The organism is Allobosea sp. P1_B10, from assembly GCF_056406735.1.
Genome location: NZ_JBFTZP010000002.1, coordinates 487,484 through 505,036, shown reverse-complemented (window position 1 = coordinate 505,036; position 17,553 = coordinate 487,484). Strand labels below are relative to the sequence as shown.

Annotated in this window: 20 protein-coding genes; 4 read left to right on the top strand and 16 right to left on the bottom strand. The window is 65.4% G+C overall.

What is annotated here, in order from left to right:
* Positions 1-120: 120 nt before the first annotated feature.
* Positions 121-1,674 (bottom strand): 2-isopropylmalate synthase, encoded by a 1,554-nt coding sequence (locus AC1D2L_RS07165; RefSeq protein WP_476845140.1) that lies wholly within the window; start codon positions 1,672-1,674, stop codon positions 121-123.
* 403 nt (positions 1,675-2,077) lie between these two features.
* Between AC1D2L_RS07165 and AC1D2L_RS07160 the strand changes: the two genes are divergently transcribed.
* Together AC1D2L_RS07160 and AC1D2L_RS07155 are read left to right on the top strand one after the other, a co-directional pair.
* On the top strand, positions 2,078-2,719 hold the full coding sequence (locus AC1D2L_RS07160; protein ID WP_476845139.1) for a YoaK family protein: 642 nt from the start codon (positions 2,078-2,080) through the stop codon (positions 2,717-2,719).
* Positions 2,720-2,800: 81 nt separating this feature from the next.
* Positions 2,801-3,145, top strand: coding sequence for a hypothetical protein (locus AC1D2L_RS07155; protein ID WP_476845138.1), 345 nt, complete (start codon positions 2,801-2,803; stop codon positions 3,143-3,145).
* Between the two features lie 229 nt (positions 3,146-3,374).
* Here the strand turns inward: AC1D2L_RS07155 and AC1D2L_RS07150 are convergent, their stop codons facing one another.
* The 9 genes from AC1D2L_RS07150 to AC1D2L_RS07110 form a co-directional block, all read right to left on the bottom strand.
* Entirely contained in the window at positions 3,375-5,450 is a 2,076-nt protein-coding gene (locus AC1D2L_RS07150; protein WP_476845137.1) for a M3 family metallopeptidase, read from the bottom strand.
* A 15-nt stretch (positions 5,451-5,465) separates the two neighbouring features.
* On the bottom strand, positions 5,466-6,224 hold the full coding sequence (locus AC1D2L_RS07145; RefSeq protein WP_476845136.1) for an NUDIX hydrolase: 759 nt from the start codon (positions 6,222-6,224) through the stop codon (positions 5,466-5,468).
* Positions 6,221-7,123 (bottom strand): PhzF family phenazine biosynthesis protein, encoded by a 903-nt coding sequence (locus AC1D2L_RS07140; protein WP_476845135.1) that lies wholly within the window; start codon positions 7,121-7,123, stop codon positions 6,221-6,223. Before AC1D2L_RS07140 ends, AC1D2L_RS07145 begins: the two co-directional genes overlap by 4 nt.
* Positions 7,120-8,244: an endonuclease/exonuclease/phosphatase family protein gene (locus AC1D2L_RS07135; protein ID WP_476845134.1), complete on the bottom strand. Its 1,125-nt coding sequence runs from the start codon at positions 8,242-8,244 to the stop codon at positions 7,120-7,122. Before AC1D2L_RS07135 ends, AC1D2L_RS07140 begins: the two co-directional genes overlap by 4 nt.
* 5 nt (positions 8,245-8,249) lie before the next feature.
* On the bottom strand, positions 8,250-9,098 hold the full coding sequence (gene pdxY, locus AC1D2L_RS07130; protein ID WP_476845133.1) for a pyridoxal kinase PdxY: 849 nt from the start codon (positions 9,096-9,098) through the stop codon (positions 8,250-8,252).
* Between the two features lie 96 nt (positions 9,099-9,194).
* Positions 9,195-9,602 carry a nuclear transport factor 2 family protein gene (locus tag AC1D2L_RS07125; RefSeq protein ID WP_476845132.1) on the bottom strand — a complete coding sequence of 136 codons (408 nt, stop codon included), beginning with the start codon at positions 9,600-9,602 and terminating at the stop codon, positions 9,195-9,197.
* A 62-nt stretch (positions 9,603-9,664) separates the two neighbouring features.
* Positions 9,665-10,696 carry an ABC transporter substrate-binding protein gene (locus AC1D2L_RS07120; protein WP_476845131.1) on the bottom strand — a complete coding sequence of 344 codons (1,032 nt, stop codon included), beginning with the start codon at positions 10,694-10,696 and terminating at the stop codon, positions 9,665-9,667.
* Between the two features lie 206 nt (positions 10,697-10,902).
* Positions 10,903-11,694 (bottom strand): ABC transporter permease, encoded by a 792-nt coding sequence (locus tag AC1D2L_RS07115; RefSeq protein ID WP_476845130.1) that lies wholly within the window; start codon positions 11,692-11,694, stop codon positions 10,903-10,905.
* A complete protein-coding gene (locus tag AC1D2L_RS07110; RefSeq protein ID WP_476845129.1) occupies positions 11,691-12,569 on the bottom strand; it encodes an ABC transporter ATP-binding protein in 879 nt (292 codons plus the stop codon). Before AC1D2L_RS07110 ends, AC1D2L_RS07115 begins: the two co-directional genes overlap by 4 nt.
* A gap of 205 nt (positions 12,570-12,774) precedes the next feature.
* Between AC1D2L_RS07110 and AC1D2L_RS07105 the strand changes: the two genes are divergently transcribed.
* A complete protein-coding gene (locus AC1D2L_RS07105; RefSeq protein WP_476845128.1) occupies positions 12,775-13,317 on the top strand; it encodes a DedA family protein in 543 nt (180 codons plus the stop codon).
* Positions 13,318-13,494: 177 nt separating this feature from the next.
* Here AC1D2L_RS07105 and AC1D2L_RS07100 read toward each other — a convergent pair whose 3' ends face one another.
* The 4 genes from AC1D2L_RS07100 to AC1D2L_RS07085 form a co-directional block, all read right to left on the bottom strand.
* Positions 13,495-13,722, bottom strand: coding sequence for a hypothetical protein (locus AC1D2L_RS07100; protein WP_476845127.1), 228 nt, complete (start codon positions 13,720-13,722; stop codon positions 13,495-13,497).
* Positions 13,723-13,756: 34 nt separating this feature from the next.
* A complete protein-coding gene (locus AC1D2L_RS07095) occupies positions 13,757-13,930 on the bottom strand; it encodes a hypothetical protein (RefSeq protein WP_476845126.1) in 174 nt (57 codons plus the stop codon).
* Positions 13,931-14,176: 246 nt separating this feature from the next.
* Positions 14,177-15,196 carry a ketol-acid reductoisomerase gene (ilvC, locus tag AC1D2L_RS07090; protein WP_476845125.1) on the bottom strand — a complete coding sequence of 340 codons (1,020 nt, stop codon included), beginning with the start codon at positions 15,194-15,196 and terminating at the stop codon, positions 14,177-14,179.
* Between the two features lie 35 nt (positions 15,197-15,231).
* On the bottom strand, positions 15,232-15,888 hold the full coding sequence (locus tag AC1D2L_RS07085; protein WP_476845124.1) for a TetR/AcrR family transcriptional regulator: 657 nt from the start codon (positions 15,886-15,888) through the stop codon (positions 15,232-15,234).
* A 154-nt stretch (positions 15,889-16,042) separates the two neighbouring features.
* Between AC1D2L_RS07085 and AC1D2L_RS07080 the strand changes: the two genes are divergently transcribed.
* The gene (locus AC1D2L_RS07080; RefSeq protein ID WP_476845123.1) at positions 16,043-16,603 is read left to right on the top strand and encodes a DUF924 family protein; all 561 of its coding nucleotides are present in this window, start codon (positions 16,043-16,045) and stop codon (positions 16,601-16,603) included.
* A 6-nt stretch (positions 16,604-16,609) separates the two neighbouring features.
* Here AC1D2L_RS07080 and AC1D2L_RS07075 read toward each other — a convergent pair whose 3' ends face one another.
* Together AC1D2L_RS07075 and ilvN are read right to left on the bottom strand one after the other, a co-directional pair.
* Positions 16,610-16,828: a hypothetical protein gene (locus tag AC1D2L_RS07075; RefSeq protein WP_476845122.1), complete on the bottom strand. Its 219-nt coding sequence runs from the start codon at positions 16,826-16,828 to the stop codon at positions 16,610-16,612.
* Between the two features lie 172 nt (positions 16,829-17,000).
* Positions 17,001-17,543 carry an acetolactate synthase small subunit gene (gene ilvN / locus AC1D2L_RS07070; protein WP_476845121.1) on the bottom strand — a complete coding sequence of 181 codons (543 nt, stop codon included), beginning with the start codon at positions 17,541-17,543 and terminating at the stop codon, positions 17,001-17,003.
* Between the last annotated feature and the right edge of the window lie 10 nt (positions 17,544-17,553).

The following is a 17,553-nucleotide window of genomic DNA, read 5'->3' as shown; positions in this document are numbered from 1 at the left end:
TGATGACAATTCTCTCGCTCGCGCCAGATCATGGAGCGGTCATCCACTGGAATCGCGCCTTAAACGAAGATGCCCGCCACGAGGGCGGGCATCTCGGTATCATGCGAGGCAGTTGGGCCCTTACTCGGCAGCCTGCGCGTGCAGGCGCACGCCCTTGGCCACGAGCTTGTTCAGCGCAGCCAGATAGGCCTTGGCCGAGGAGACCAGCGTATCGGGGTCGGCGCCGCGGCCTGTCACGGCCGAGCCCTCATGCGAGAGCCTGACCGAAACCTCGGCCTGCGCATCGGTGCCTTCGGTGACGGCGTGGACGTCATAGAGCTCCAGCGTCGCCTCATGCGGCACGATGGTCTTGATCGCATTGAAGATTGCGTCGATCGGTCCGTTGCCCTCGACCTCCTCGGTAACGAAGCGGCCATCGACATCGAGCTTCATGGTGGCGCGCTGCGGGCCGCGCGTGCCGGCGATCACGGTCAGCGAGACAAGGCGAACGCGGTCATGGGCGGTCGCGATATTGTCGTCGACCAGCGCCTCGATATCCTCGTCATAGACGTGCTTCTTGCGGTCGGCGAGCGCCTTGAAGCGCGTGAAAGCGTCTTCCAGCTGGTTGTCGCCGAGATCGTAGCCCATCTCCTTCAGCTTCGAGCGGAAGGCGGCGCGCCCGGAATGCTTGCCCATAACCAGCGAGGTCTTGGTTACGCCGACCGAGGCCGGCGTCATGATCTCGTAGGTGGTCTGGTTCTTCAGCATGCCGTCCTGGTGGATGCCGCTTTCATGCGCGAAGGCGTTCCGGCCGACGATCGCCTTGTTGTACTGCACCGGGAAGGAGCAGGCGGTCGAAACGGCCTTGGAGGCGCGCATCAGCAGGGTGGAGTCGATGCCGCTGTCATAGGGGAAAACGTCGCCGCGCACGCGCAGCGCCATCACCACCTCTTCCAGCGCGGCATTGCCGGCGCGCTCGCCGATGCCGTTGATGGTGCATTCGATCTGGCGTGCACCGCCCTCCAGGCCGGCCAGCGAATTGGCGACGGCCAGGCCCAGATCGTTGTGGCAATGCACCGAGAAGATCGCCTTGTCGGCATTGGGCACGCGCTCGCGTACCTGGCGGAACATGTCGCGATACTCTTCCGGCGTTGCGTAGCCGACGGTATCGGGCAGGTTGATGGTCGTAGCACCGGCCCTGATCGCGGCCTCGACGGTGCGGCAGAGATAGTCGATGGGGGTGCGGGTCGCGTCCATCGCCGACCACTCGACATCCTCGACCAGGTTGCGGGCCTGGGCGACGGTCCTGGTGATGATCTCCAGAACCTCGTCCTCAGTCTTACGCATCTGGTGTTCCAGATGGATCGGCGAGGTCGAGACGAAGGTATGGATGCGCGGCTTCACCGCATGGCGGACCGCCTCGCCGGCACGCGCAATATCGGCGCTGATGGCGCGGGCGAGCCCGGCGACGGTGGCGCGCTTGATACGGCGCGCGATCTCGGAGACGGCCTCGAAGTCGCCCTCGGAGGCGATCGGGAAGCCGGCCTCAATGATGTCGACGCCCATCGCGTCCAGCATGTCGGCAACCTCGAGCTTCTCCTGGAAGGTCATCGTCGCGCCGGGGCTCTGCTCGCCATCACGCAGGGTGGTGTCGAAAATCAGGACGCGTTCTTTGGGGGAAGTCGTGCTGGTCATGGTCGTGATCCCGGATAGGTCGCGCCGCTATGGTTTTGAGCTCAGGCGCATATGGTCTGGAAGGCGGTTCTCGTCACTCCCCTGAGCGCCCAGGCATGCATGCCCGGCCGGCCCTCAGGGGCAGATAAGGAGAAGAAGCAGACCAAGACCCGAAAGAGCGCGCATGCCGTCAGTCCGCGCGGTCGCGCGGCTCTGGTTCAGGGCATGGGTGGCGAATGTGGCCACAGGCGTTCCTCGTTAGGCTCGCCACGATGTAACCGAAACGAGCCCCGCGGCGCAAGCTTATGTCGGCGCTTCCTGCCGAATTATGAGAACGACGCTGAAGACCATATCGTCCTCGCGGCGCGACTCAGGCCCGGGAGCACGCCCCTCCGACCTCCGGCCGCTGCCGGATCTGCCGTCCATGATGCGCTATGACCGCCGGGCGATCATCCTCGCCGCCTGCTTCTCGGGCCTCGCCGGCTATATCGACGCGCTCGGCTTCATCACGCTCGGCGGCTTCTTCGTTTCCTTCATGACGGGCAACACGACGCGGCTGGGCATCGAGCTGGCCGGCGGCCATGGCGGCGGCATCGCGCTGGCGGGCGGTATTCTCGCGCTCTTCGTCGCCGGGGTCGTCCTCGGCTCCCTGATCGGGCATTTTGCGGGCGGGCGCCGCCCCCCTGCCGTGCTCGCCCTGGTGACGGTCTGCCTGTTGATCTCGGCGGCGCTCGACAGCTCCGGCTTCACCATCGCGGCCGTCTGCATGCTCGCCGTCGCTATGGGGTCCGAGAACGCCGTATTCCAGCGCGATGGCGAGGTGACGATCGGGCTGACCTACATGACAGGCACGCTGGTGAAGATGGGCCAGCGCATCGCCGCGGCACTGCTTGGCGGCCCGCCCTTGGCCTTCCTGCGGCATTTCCTGCTCTGGCTCGGGCTGCTGACCGGCGCGGTCTGTGGTGCAGCCGCTCACCGGTTGGTCGGCCTCGACGCGATCTGGCTGGCGGCCGCCGTATCGTTCGCGCTGACCGTGGCCGCGACATTCCTGTTGCGCGAGGGTTGAGCGGCTTGGGGTGCAGAGCGCGGGTTGGCGGCACGCTTGCGAATCTGCCATGCTCGTTGTCCCGCCGCACGGACCGATATGATGCGCCTTTCCCTGCTGACACCGCTTTTCGCAATGGGTTGCGCACTCGCAGCCTGCCAGACCCCAACCGCCTCGACGCCGGCCGCTCCGCCGCCCGAGCAGGCAGCGCCGGGCGTCACGCCGAGCACCTTCCGCATGCCGAGCGGCGCCGGCTGTTCGGGAGAGGTCGAGCGCTTCCAGGCCGTGATGGATAACGACCTCGCTACCGGCCACACCACCAAGGGTGTCCACACCCGCGTCTCCTCTGAGATCGCGACGGCGCGCTCGACCTGCGCGGCAGGCAATGAGAGCGGCGCCGTGGGCCAGATCCGCGCCACCAAGGCGAAGTTCGGCTATCCGGTCTGAGCGTCATTCAGGGGCCGGCCAGAGCCGGAGCCCAGAACCCATGACCACCACCGACATCATGAGAGTCTCGGGCAGGAGCCTGCTCACACACCGTCATCCTGGGCGACCAAAGGGCGTCCGGGATCCATCGTAGAGCTCCGCACCTTCCGATGGATCCCGGACCTGCGCCACTGCGCGGCTTGTCCAGGATGACGCGACGTTCCAATCAGACACCGGTGCCCTCTCGTCCTCAGGCCGCCAGGCCGCGCTTTTCGAGCAGCGCATCGGGCGTCGGCAGGCGCCCGCGGAAGAGCGCATAGGCTTCCGCGGCGTCGCGCGTATCGCCGGCCGAGTAGATGTAGCGCTTCAGCTTCGCCGCGAGTTCGGGCGCAAAAACGTCGCCTGCTTCAAGGAAGGCGTTGAACGCGTCGGCGTCCATGACCTCCGACCAGAGATAGCTGTAATAGCCAGCCGAATAGCCGTCGCCCGAGAAGACATGGGTGAAGTGCGGCGTGCGGTGGCGCATGGTGATCTCGACCGGCATGCCCAGCCGCGCCAGTTCCGCCGCCTCGAAGGCGAGTGGATCAATCTCGCCTGGGTTCTCCAGCGAGTGGAAGGCGAGGTCGACCAGCGCCGAGGAGGTGTACTCCACGGTCGAGAATCCCTGGTTGAAGGTCTGCGCGGTCTTGATCTTCTCGATCAGCGCCTCGGGGATCGGCTCGCCTGTCTCGGAGTGCAGGCAGTACTGCCGCATCACCTCCTTGGTCAGGAACCAGTGCTCGTAGAGCTGCGAGGGCAGTTCGACGAAATCGCGCGAGACCGAGGTGCCGGCAAGCGAGCCATAGGTCACGTCGGAGAGCAGACCGTGCAGCGCATGGCCGAACTCGTGGAACAGCGTGCGCGCATCGTCGATCGAGAGCAGCGCGGGCTTGCCCTCGGCGGGCTTCGCGAAATTGCAGACGTTGACGATGATCGGGCGGACCTCGCCGCCGAGCTTGCGCTGGCCGCGGAAGGCGCTCATCCAGGCCCCCGAGCGCTTCGACGCGCGAGCGAAATAATCGCCGAGGAACAGGCCGATATGCCGGCCCGTCGCCGTTTCCTTGACCTCCCAGATGCGGACGTCGGGATGATAGCCCTGCAATTCCGGTCGGGCCTCGAAGCTCAGACCGAATAGCTTTCCGGCGACGTCGAAGGCGGCTGCGATGATCCGGTCGAGCTGGAGATAGGGCTTCAGCACGGCCTCATCGAGCGCATAGGTCTGCTGGCGCACCTTCTCGGCATAGTGGCGCCAGTCCCAGGGCCGGATAGCGGCGTTCTCACCCTCGGACTGAGCCAGCGCCGAGAGATCGGCGGCCTCGCGCGCCGCGCGCGCCTTGGCCGGCTTCCAGACCAGTTCCAGCAGGTTGCGGACATTCTCCGGCGTCTTGGCCATGGTGTCGTCGAGCTTGAAATGCGCGAAGGTCGCAAAGCCCAGGAGCCTCGCCTTCTCCGCCCGCAGCTTCACCATTTCGGCGACGATGGCGCGGTTGTCGCTCTCATTGCCGTTCTCGCCGCGCTTGCTCCAGGCGATGAAGGCTTCCTCGCGCAGATCGCGCCGGGTCGAGAAGGTCAGGAACGGCTCGATGATCGAGCGCGACAGGGTGACCGCATGCTTGCCGGCATGACCGCGATCGGTGGCGGCGCGCGCCATGGCAGCCACCAGGAAGGCCGGCAGGCCCGCGAGGCCGGCCTCGTCCGAAATCACCAGCGCATAGGAGGATTCGTCCTTGAGCACGTTCTGGCCGAACTGCGTGCCCAGCCCCGCAAGGCGCTCGTTGATCTCAGCCAGACGCCTCTTGTCGTCGGGGGAAAGCTGCGCGCCCGAGCGGATGAAGGCGCGCTGCGTACGCTCGAGCAGGCGCAACTGTTCGGAATCGAGCCCGAGCGCCTCGCGCTGGGCGAACACCGCGTCGACGCGGGTAAACAGGGCGGGCTCCATCATGATCGCAGACCAGTGTCGCGAGGTGATCGGCGACATCTCGCGCTCGATGCCCTGCAGCGCCTCGTTCGTATCGGCGCCGGTCAGGTTGTAGAACACGCCGCCGACACGGCTGAGCGCGCGCCCTGCCCGCTCCAGCGCCTCGATCGTGTTGGTGAAGTCGGGCGCTGCGGGGTCGGCCATGATCGCCGCGATCTCGTCCTTGTGCTTGGCCAGTGCCGCCTCGAAGGCCGGCTGGATATGCTCCGGCCTGATGTCACCGAAGGGCGGCAGGCCGAACGGCGTCTGCCAGGCTGCGGCGAAGGGATTGTCTTTGGGCAGCGGCAGGGCTTCAGGAGCAAGCGTCATTGCAAATGTCCGGGTTCAGGTCGCGGCGGGACCGGGCTGTCGGTCCTGCCTCCAGATATGGTCGAGATAAGGCCGCATGAAGGGCGGCATGTCGAAGCGGTCGGCATCAGGGGGCCCGCGCACGATCACGATGTCGGAAAGCTCGGGCTCGGCCTGCGTCGACATCCGCGCCAGCATCAGCGCCCGCGCCTCCTCGGCCGGCATGGGCACGAGCACGGGCCGCATGAAGGCGATGCGGCCGGGCAGGATCACGGCGGTCCAGCTGTCCTCGACCTCGATCTCGTCGAGCCTCAGGCCGGTCTCCTCACCGAGTTCGCGCGTGACGCTGCCAGCGAGGTCGAGCGTGCCGTCGGCACGCGCATCCTCGCGGTCGGGCGTGCCGGCTGCGAAATAGACCTTTCCGGGATTGGCGGTGTGCGCGCCCATGACGCCGCAGAGAAATGCACCGTCTGCGGCCCTCAGCGCCGCCATCGCGAAGCCGTTTCGCACGATCGGGCCGGGGTGGCCGAAATCGCGCCAGCTCATGAATGCGGAGTAATCTGTCTCGAAATAGCCGGCGCGGAAAACGCCGTTCTCGATGGTGGCGCGATGCTGCAGCATCACCCTGCCGTCGAACATGGCGGGCTTGCCGCCGCTGATCTCGGCCCAATGAGCCGCGATTTCACGCTCGTTCTCGCGCTTGAAGACCCAGTCATAGGGTTCTATGCGCGCCTCGAGTCCCGCCAGCGGCATGATCGCACCATTGACGATGCCGCCCTGCCCCATCGCGCTCACAGCAGCACGCCCTCGCTGACCATGACGGCCGAGCCTCCGATGCGCGCCGAAACCAGCGCGCCATTTGCAACGGTCAGTTCCAGGCTGATCTGGGAGGGGCGTGCCATCTCGTAGCCCTGCTCGATGACGAAGCGATGCTCGCCATCGCCGGGCCGGTCAAAGCGCATGATCGCGCCGGCGAACGCCGCCACGGCAGAGCCCGTCGCCGGATCCTCGCCGATACCCATGGCAGGCGCGAACATGCGCGCGTGGAAATGGTGACCGGCTTCCACGGTCTCGCGACAATAGGCGAAGACTGCGGGGTTGCTGGCCGGTCTCATCGCCTGCGTCCAGAGGCCTGTGTCGATCCGGACCCGCGCGACGGCCGCCCGCGTCGATACCGGCACCAAAGTGAAGCCGAGGCCCGCCGAGAACACGCTGGGCGCGTGGCTGTCGAAACCGATCTCGCGCCGCTCGAGGCCGAGCGCACCCGCAAGAAGCGCCAGCCCGGCGGGCTGCTCGATCTCCTGGGGCAAGCGCGGCAGCGTGAACACGGCCCTGCCCCGCCCGTCGCCCAGCACCGAGACCGCACAGGTCACGGGTCCGACCTTTTCGTGCAGCACGAGTACGTTGCTGCCTTTGCCGGCGGCTGCATCGCGCAGGGCAAGCAGCACCGCCGTCCCGACGGTGGGATGTCCGGCGAAGGGCAGTTCCTGGCCCGGCGTGAAGATCCGCAGGGACGCCCGGTGCCCGGCATCCGTAGGCGGCTGCACGAACACCGTTTCGGACAGGTTGAACTCGCGCGCGATGGCCTGCATCCCCTCCGTGGCGAGTCCGTCGGCATCGAGCACGATCGCGAGCGGGTTGCCGGCATTGGGCCGCGTGGTGAAGACATCGAGCGTGACGAAACGGCGCTTCATTGCGAGGCTCCTGCCGGGATCACGAGGTCGACGGTCAGCGGACAGTGGTCGGAGGCCTTGGGCCGGTCCCAGCCGACACGCGGGTAACGGTCGGCGCTGGTGGCGAGCCTCGCCATGCTGCGGTCGGGCTCGCGGGGGTCGAGCGGCACGCGATACGGCAAGCCGCGCCGAATCATCTGCATCGCCGGGCTGGGATTGGCGGCTGCAAGCGCGGGCGACAGCAGGATGTGGTCGAGCGGCATATGCGTCTCGACGAGGCGCTGCAGTTCCTCCGACCAGAAGCGCCGGAAATGCGTCCAGCGCTCATGCGGCGGCAACGTGTCCATTGTCTCGACCGCGAAATCCTGCAGTAGCGGCTCCATGCCGCTCTCGCCCTCGTCGAGGGTTTCGCCGAGGGGGCCTATGCCCACACGATAGGCGTTGAGATCACCGAGCACGATCCAGTTTGCCCGCCGCCAGTTGGCACCGAAGCGCTGCTGCGCCAGCCACTTGACCGCCCTCGCCTCCGCCCGCCGCACCGGCAGGGTCGCCTGCCTTCCGTCGTCGCGACCATTGTTCATGGACTTCAGGTGGCATCCGAACAGGCTCAGGGAACGGTCGCCGAAATCGAGCATGACCTCGAGGCAGTCGCGCGCAAAGACCTTGCCGTCGGCCGCGATGCCCAACGCGGCGAGGTCGCGGTCATGCACCCCCGCTTCGGCGAAGGTCAGATCCTTGTGCGAGCGGACGGAGACCTGCGCCGGTGCCACAAGATCGCGCCGCGCCGCGAAGCCAATGTCGATGTTGCGCCGGTCATTGCCGTCGATCAGCGTGAAATGGCCGTAGCGATGATCGGCGATGCGGTGGACGTAATTGGCGAAGAAGGCCTGAAGGCTGGCCAGCGAGTCGACCTCCTGAAACATCCAGAGATCCGCCTGCGCCTCGGCGATGGCGAGCGCCGTCATCTGACGCTTGTCGTCCTCCAGCGCCACGGCCAGAGAGCGCTCGACCGCGTCGCGTTCGTCGGCACGGGGGAAGTGGAACAGGGACATCGCCGCGGCCGTATCGGTGCGGCCACCGGGTGCGAAGCGATGGCGCGTCAACAGGTTCTCGACATTGAAGGTGCCGATGCGCAGCTTCATCCGGTTCAGATCGCTTCCGGCACGAATTGCTGCGAGGGCGTCACGAACTCGTCCTGCGCCGCCACCATCAAAATTTCCCGCGAGCCTGCTTCCTTGGTTCGCCGCAGCAGCCCGAATATCGAGGATGCCGCCTTGGCCAATGCCGCCGCCGCAGATTGCTCGCGCAGGTAATGCACGAAAAACAGCGCCGCGATCGCATCACCCGCTCCGTTGACGCTGACATCGAGCTTCGGCGTGCGCACGCGGTACGCCCCCTTGGCATCGGCAGCCATCATGTCGATCGAATCCGCGGGCGTTTCGTCCGTGACCAGCGAGGTCACGAGGACGACCTTGGGACCGGCATCGCGCAAGGCATCTACCGCGCGATGCGCATCGGCGATCGTCCGGATCTCGATATCGGTCAGCAGTTCCAACTCGAACTGGTTGGGCGTCACGATGTCCGCCGCCGGCACCGCCTGTTCGCGCATGAACTCGGGAATGCCTGGGCGCACGAACACGCCGCGCCCGACATCCCCGATCACCGGATCGCAGCAATACAGGGCCTTGGGATTGGCGCCGCGCACCCGCTCCACCGCCGACAGGATCGCATGGCCGATATCGGCCGAGCCCATATAGCCCGAGAGCAAACCGTCGCAGGACGGGAGGACGCCGCGCTCCGCGATGCCCTCCATCACCTCGTCGATCATGCCGCCGTCGAAGACGCGACCCTTCCAGGCGCCGTAGCCGGTATGGTTCGAGAACTGCACCGTATGGATCGGCCAGACCTCGACGCCCAGGCGCTGCATCGGGAAGACGGCTGAAGCGTTGCCGACATGGCCGAAGGCGACATGCGACTGGATGGACAGGATATTCATGGCACCGGGACTCGATGGCGAGACGACAAGCTCTAGCCGCTCAGCAAGCCCCACGGCAAATCCAAAGCGCCAGCGGCCACGATCGGGCCGCCTCGCTCAGGCCGAGGTCAGCCGCATCACGACCGTGGTGTCGGTGAATTCCTCGACCCGCCTGACCTTGCCGTCAGCGATCTCGATCAGCTCTATGATGTCGACGTCCTCGCTGCGCCCATTGGGTGTGAACGTCACCTTAGCGCGCCAGCGATAGGCTGCGCGATCGCCATCGACTGTCAGGCTCAGCGGCTCGACGTCGGAGAAGACGAAGGTGCGGATCAGGTCGGCCATCTGGCTGCGGACGGCAGTGTGCCCGCAGGTCTCCCCGCACATCGGCGCAACCTGCGCCGCGCCGATCAGGCGGTAGCTGCACTCCGGGTGGAGATTGCTCATCAACCCGTCGAGATCGCCACGGCAGCGCGCCGCATAGGTCTCGTGGATCAAGGTCTCGATCGCGGTGCGCCCGGTCATGGTCCCTCTCCCTAGGTCAAAAGAGGAGTTTGACCGGGGCGCCCGCGCCTGTCGAGTAACCCTTATGAGCCGGCTGCGGCCTTCTTCGCGAAGGTTTCGATGAACGTCTTGGTCAGGTCGACATTCGAGCTGGAGAGCTCGGGATCGAGCAGCTTGAGCGAGTCATACATGCTCTTCATCGCGTCGGGCGTGGAGATGCCGGTGCGCGAATAGCTCTCCTGCGAGTTCTTGACCGCGCGCAGATAGAGCGGCCGGTCGCCGAGCAGGAACTCCTCCGGCACGAGATTGGCGACATCCTCGGGCTTGGCGGTCTCGAGCCATTTCAGCGACCTGTAGAGCGCATTGACCAGCTTCTGCGTCGTCACCGGGTTCTTTTCGGCGAAGTCGTTCTTGAGATAGAGCACGGCTGCCGGGTTCGAGCCGCCAAACAGTGCCTTGGTACCGGCCTCGGTGCGGGTATCGATCAGCGCGACGACGTCGCCATCGGCCTCGAGCTTCGAGGTCACCGGGTCGAGATGGGAGATGATATCGACCTGCTTCTGCTTGATCGCCGCGACAGCGCTCGCGCCGGCGCCAACGCCGACGATCGGCGCGTCAGTGGCCTTCAAGCCAGCCTTGACCATGGCGTATTGCGCGGTCAGCGAGGTCGATGAACCCGGGGCCGTGACACCGATCTTCAGCCCCTTGAAATCCGCAGCCGACTTGACCTTGTCGGCCAGATCCTTGCGCACCGCGATGGTGATGGCCGGGAAGCGCCCGAGCTCGATCACGGCGCGGATGTCCTGGCCCTTGGCCTGCATCCGGATGGTGTGCTCATAGGCGCCGGTGACAACGTCCACGGACCCGCCGACCAGCGCCTGCAGCGACTTCGCGCCGCCACCGAAATCGTTGATCTCGACGTCGAGGCCCTGCTCCTTGAAGAAGCCCTTCTTCTCCGCGACCGTGAGCGGGAGATAGTACAGCAACTGCTTGCCGCCGACGCCCAGCGTCAGCTTCGGCTTTTCGGCATTCTGGGCAAGCGCGCCCGAGGCGGCGAAGCCAAGCGAGGTCGACAATGCGAGCGCGGCAAGCGCGGCGCGGCGGGTGAAATTCATGGCGTTTTCTCCGGTTGAACGTTGCGCGCTTCTTGCGAGCGCATCGATGACGAAAGGTTAGGCTAGGTCTCCGGTCGTGGGCAAGGACAGCTCAGCCCCGTCATTGCGAGCGCAGCGAAGCAATCCAGAAGGCCGTAGAGCGCAGCAGGCTGGATTGCTTCGCTTCGCTCGCAATGACGGACAGGGCAGCGCTCGCAATGACGGGCTCATGTCGCTGTCGTCGAGCTCTGGCCGGGGCGCCAGACCAGCAGCCGCTTCTCGACCATGGTGACCACGGCATCTATCGCGATCACGAAGATCGCCAGGATCAGCATGCCGGAGAACACGCCGGTCACGTCGAAGACGCTTTCAGCCTCGTGGATCTTGTAGCCGAGCCCTGCCGACGAGCCGAGATATTCGCCGACGACGGCGCCGACCAGCGCGAAGCCCACCGAGGTGTGCAGCGACGAGAACATCCAGGTCAGCGCGGAAGGCCAATAGACGTGCTTGAACAGCTGGCGCTCGTTCATGCCGAGCATCCGCGCATTGGCGAGCACAGTCGGCGAGACCTCGCGCACGCCCTGGTAGACGTTGAAGAAGACGATGAAGAAGACCAGCGTGAAGCCGAGCGCGACCTTCGACCAGATGCCCAGCCCGAACCAGAGCGCGAAGATCGGCGCCAGCACGACGCGCGGCAGCGCATTTGCGGCCTTGATGTAGGGGTCGAACACCGCCGCCAGAAGCGCATTGCGGGCGAAGGCGAAGCCGAACAGGATGCCTGCCGCCGAGCCGATCACGAAGGCGAGCACGGTCTCCGTCAACGTGATGCCGAGATGATAGTAGATCTCGCTGCCGGTGAGCTGCTTCCAGGTCCTGAGCAGAACATCGGCCGGCGTCGAGAAGAAGAACTGCGTCGTCTTGACCTCGCCAAACAGCGGGAAGACCGTGACGATATGCCAGATCCCCAGCGCCACGATCATCACGAGGATCTGAAGCAGGAGCAGCTTGATGCGGTTCACGACGCCTCTCCCGCTACGAGTTCGCGACCATCGCCCATCGCATAGGCCTTCTGGACCTCGACCCTGAGCGAGGCCCAGATGTCGCGGTGGATCTCGTGAAAGGCCTTTTCGAGCCTGATTTCGGCGATGTCGCGCGGGCGCGGCAGAGGCACCTTGTAGTCCGCCACGATGCCCGCAGCGGGTCCCGCCGACATCACCACCACACGGTCCGACAATGCGATAGCCTCCTCGAGGTCGTGAGTGACGAACATCAGCGCCTTGCGGTCCTTCGACCAGAGATCGAGCAGCAGATTGCCCATGATCTGCCGGGTCTGCGCGTCGAGCGGCCCGAAGGGCTCGTCCATCAGCAGGATTTCCGGATTGCGGATCAGCATCTGCGCGAGAGCCACGCGCTTGCGCTGGCCGCCCGACAGCATGTGCGGATAGCGGTCGACGAAAGCGCGCAACCCCACGCGGCCAAGCCATTCGCGCGCCTTGGCGTCGGCTTCCGCATCGGGCACGCCCATCGGCTCCAGCGCGACCTTGACGTTGTCGAGCGCCGTTTTCCACGGCATCAGGGCATCGGCCTGGAAGAGGTAACCGGCCCGGCGGTTGAGCCCCGAAAGCGGCTTGCCGAAAATCCCGACGGTGCCGGCGGACGGCGTCAGCAGACCCGCCGCGGCATTGAGCAAGGTCGACTTGCCGCAGCCGGTCGGTCCCACGACCGAGACGAACTCGCCGGCCCGCACGCTCAGATCGATGCCGGTGACGGCCTTGTAGCGAGCCCCTCCCTCGATATGGAAGGTGATGTCGAGCCCCTTGAGGTCGACCGCGAGCGGCCCCGCAGACGCGTCGACGGCTCCCGCCTCGCGTTGCGGACGATGTGGCGTCTCCATGAACCCCGTTTCCCCGTCGCCGGGCGGCACTGGCGTCAAGCACCGGCCGCTCCCTGGATCTGCGTCTTTGGGTGGAAGACTAGGACATCGTGGCAGCAAGGCAAAGCCGCCCTTCGTCGGACACGATGCGGCTCGGGCGTCGGCTTGCACAACCGTGCTGCCGCAGCGATAAGCCCTGACCCTGCATCGAGAGACCCCGCGCATCATGGCTCAGTTCGAACTCTGGATGCAGGCTCTGGTCGAGTTCATGCGTGCCAACCAGGAATGGGCGCTGCCGATCGTCTTTCTGGTGGCGTTTGCGGAATGCGTCGCGGTGCTGTCCTGGATCGTGCCGGCGACGGTCTTCTTCACCGCCTTCGGGGTCGCGGCGGGCGCATCGGGCCTCAACCTTGTTCCCCTGGCATTCGCGGCGTCGCTGGGCGCCGGCTGTGGCTTCTGGATTTCATACTGGGCCGGTGTCGTGCTGGGCCCGCGCGTCGACCATCACTGGCCGTTCAAGGACAATCCGGCACTGCTCGCGCGGGGCCACGCCTTCTTCGAGAAATGGGGAGTTGCCAGCATCCTGATCGGCCACTTCTTCGGGCCGCTGCGAGCGGTGATCGCCATCGTCGCAGGGATCGTGCAGATGCCGTTCTGGCCGTTCCAGATCGCAAACTGGATCGCATCCACCGCCTGGGGCTTCGGCCTGCTCTATGGCGCAGGCCGGCTTGCCGAGTTCGTCACGCATAGCGGCGTGAAGTGGCCCTGATTGACGCCAATCCGCTCAGGCAAGGCCGAGCACCACAGCCATCAGAACCGCAAGTGACAGCGCCAACGCCATGCTGGCGCCGACGCGGCCATCGATGAGCTTGAGCATATGCATGGTCAGCCTCCATCGCGTTGGTCAAAGATTTGCGTGCCGTAGGAACATTCTGTCAGGGCAGGCTTAGTACGCCAGGAAATGAACCGCGATCCAGGCGACGACCGTCAGGAGCAGGCCTCCGCACAACACCATCAGCACCGGCTTCCCCAGGAAGCCCTGGCGCGCCTCGACTGGTGTCTCGATTGCAGGATCAGCGCTGCTGTGATCATCGGCCCGCATGGGCCTGACGATATCGCCGCCTCGAACGCCCTCGGACTGCGCCTTGGCGCGATCTTCCGCCTCGATCGTCATATCCGCCTCCCTAGGTGTATTCGGCCCGGCCGGTTCACAAGAACGCGGTCAGCATCAGGGCCACGGCCAAGGCGCCAAAAAGCGACACGGGCAATATCCAGCTGTCATCATCGTTCTGCTCGGCAACCTCGACTTTCGCCTGGCGCTCCTGAAGCGCGCGATAGTGTTCGCGCACTGCCCGCTCGTCGAAATCCTGCTGCCGTGCCATGTCTTGCTCCCGCTACGTCCCCGCCTGCAAACAACAACGGGCCGCCGCCGCAGAGGTTCCGGTTTCAGGCGACGCGAAGGTGCCGTTACACGGGAAAGGGCGGGCGCATCACTGCACCCGCCCCTCACAAAATTACCGATTCATTAACCTTGCCAAAGCGTTGAAGCGCAGGGCTGACTCAAGCCCGCAAGCCGATGAACCGGATTGCGGGCTTTCCGGCGGCCCCGGCGCTTCAGGCGCAGCAGCTCAGTTCTTGGTCTTGTCGACCAGGGCCTTGGCCTTGATCCAGGGCATCATGTCGCGCAGCTTGGCGCCGACTTCCTCGATCGGATGAGCAGCGTAACGGGCGCGGGTGGCCTTGAACGAGGTCTGGTTGACCTTGTTCTCGAGCATCCAGTCGCGGGTGAACTTGCCCGACTGGATGTCGGTCAGCACGCGCTTCATCTCGGCCTTGGTCTCGGCGGTGATGATGCGCGGACCCGTCACGTACTCGCCGAATTCGGCGGTGTTCGAGATCGAGTAGTTCATGTTCGCGATGCCGCCCTCATAGATCAGGTCGACGATCAGCTTCACTTCGTGCAGGCACTCGAAATAGGCCATTTCGGGTGCGTAGCCGGCCTCGGTCAGCGTCTCGTAGCCGGCCTTGATCAGCTCGACCAGACCGCCGCAGAGCACGACCTGCTCGCCGAACAGATCGGTCTCGCACTCTTCCTTGAAGGTCGTCTCGATGATGCCGGCGCGACCGCCGCCATTGGCCGAGGCGTAGGACAGGCCGAGGTCATGGGCGTTGCCGGTCGCGTCCTGGTGGATCGCGATCAGGGTCGGCACGCCGCCGCCGCGCTGATACTCGGAGCGCACGGTGTGGCCGGGGCCCTTGGGGGCGACCATCAGCACGTCGAGGTCCTTGCGGGGCTCGATCAGGTTGAAGTGGACGTTCAGGCCGTGGGCGAACAGAAGGGCGGCGCCCTCCTTCATGTTGCCGTGCAACTCGTCACGATAGATGTCGCCCTGCAGTTCGTCGGGGGTCAGCATCATCATGATGTCCGAGACTTTTGCAGCCTCGCTCGGGGTCATGACGGTGAAGCCGGCTTCCTCGGCCTTCTTGCGGGTGGCCGAACCGGCCTTCAGCGCAATGATGATGTCCTTGACGCCGGAATCACGCAGGTTGAGCGCATGGGCGTGGCCCTGCGAGCCGTAACCGACGATGCAGACCTTCTTGCCCTTGATCAGGTTGATGTCGGCATCACGATCGTAATAAACGCGCATTTTGAAACGTCCTTCCTTGGGGTTTGGTGGTCTTTTCAGGCTTTCGGTTCGGGCTTCGCCCGTCCGTGAAGTGCGAGAAACTGGTCTGTGGCCCGGGCGGCGTCGCGCTCGATCTCGGCGCTGCTGAGCTCCATCCGGTCGCCGAGCAGCAGCCGGATCTGGACGTCGCGTCCGACCAGGCCGAAAAATGTACGAAAGGTCGTCTCGGCATCCTCAAAATCGAGGAGCCCCGCTTCGCGCCCGGCTTCCAGAACCGGCCGCAGGCGTTCGCCGATGGCCAGCCGCCCATTGGCCAGCACGATGCCGCCGAGATTGCTTTTGCGCGAGGCGGCATGGCCGATCGCGAGCCGGTTCAGCGCGATCGAGGTCGGGCCCGAGATCACGGTCAGCCAGTTGGCGGCGAAATCCTTGAGGCTGTCGCGCAGGGCCGAGATATCGAGCGTCTGCCGATCGTATTCGCCGGCGCGGACGCGGGCCGCCTGCCAGCGCACGGTTGCGGTCAGCAGGCCGTCCCGATCGCCGAACCACTTGTACAGCGTTTCCTTGGAACAGCTCGCCCGGCGCGCCACCGCATTCATGGTGAGTTGGTCGCCCTCCTCCACCATCAGTTCGAGCACGGCATTGAGCACGGCTTCCTGACGGGAAGTCGGCTCCTCGGGCTCGCTGTCGAATGTGGTCTGCGTTGCCGCCATGGTCGCTTGTAAGCCGCGAAATCTGCCGTACCGTACGTTACGGTTCGGTCATTTAGCGCAGAGCGTCGGGGTCCGCAAGGGAGCACCGGCGATTGTTTGCAGCCATCGTCCTCCCTATCTCAGGATGACCGAAGAAAGCCTCCAGGAAGCCGCGATGCCTACAGCCCTGCCTCACCTCGCCTCGATTGCCGATGTCACCGGATACTGGCGGCAAGCCGGTCCGGGAAAATGGTTTACGAAGGACGAGGCCTTTGACGCTGCGATCCGCGCCCGCTTCCTCGACACGCATCTGGCAGCAGCCGCTGGCGAGTTGTCGGATTGGGAGGCCACGCCCGAGGGGAGCTATGCCCTTCTGATCCTGCTGGACCAGTTTCCGCGCAACCTGTTTCGCGGTTCGGCCCAGGCTTTCGCCACCGATGCGCAGGCGCTGGGAATCGCAGAACGCGCCATCGCGCGCGGCTTCGACCAGGATTTCGACGTGATCGAGCGTCGTTTCCTCTACATGCCCTACATGCATGCCGAAGACCTCGACCATCAGGAGCGATGCATCCACCTTTGCGCCGCGTCGGACGATGCCGAGGGCGTCAAGTTCGCCGAGATCCACCGCGACATCATCCGCGACTTCGGCCGCTTTCCGCATCGCAACCCGGTGCTTGGCCGCGCCACGACACCGGCGGAGCGCGCCTTCCTCGACGAAGGCGGCTTCAGCGGCTGAGGCGGGTCAGGCCCCGGCAGCCTGCTGCGCCGCTATCCGCTGCAGGAAGATCGCCGCGATCGTCAGGACAAAGCCTGCCCACCATACCGGCGAGCGCAGGCTCTTGCCGCTGCCGGGCGCCTCCGCGGAAGCCCGGCCGTTGAGCCGCTGGATGATCGGCCAGGCAAAGCAACCGAAGCCGAGAATGCCGAGCCCGAGCGCGATCTGTTCGAGAGAGATGGTCATGGCAACTCCGTCATGGTCGACCAGGAGCGAAAGCAATCAGGGCTGACGCGCAAGCCGGGAAACCCGTCGGGCTGGCAGCCCAGATAGCCAAGCCTGTGTGCGCGGCGCTCGATCATGCGCGCCTCACCCGCAGCAGCGAGACTAGGCAGAGTTCGGGAAGGATATCCGGAAATTACATCGCGTCGGGACCACGGCTCATGGCCGCGATGCCGGTGCGCGAGACTTCCGTCAAACCGACGGCAGTCATCAGCTTGATGAAACGCTCGATCTCGTCGGTCGAACCGGTGAGCTCGAAGACGAAGGAGGTCAGCGAAGCATCGAGCGTGCGGGCCCCGAACGCCGCGGCAAGCCGCATCGCCTCGACGCGATAATCGCCCTTGCCAACCACCTTGATGAGGGCCAGTTCGCGCTCCAGCGCCTCGCCCTGGAGGGTGAGGTCGACGACGCGGTGCACCGGCACCAGACGGTCGAGATGCGCCTTGATCTGGTCGATCACATTGGCCGTGCCCGAGGTCACCACGGTGATGCGCGAGACGTGCTTGTCATGCTCGGTCTCGGAGACGGTCAGGCTCTCGATGTTGTAGCCGCGTCCGGAGAACAGTCCCGCAATCCGCGCGAGCACGCCGGGCTCGTTGTCGACGATCACTGCCAGCGTATGGCGGGCGATGGGCTGGGCGACCGGGGCATTGGGGTAGTGGGAAGCAGAATTCGGCATGTCAGAACCT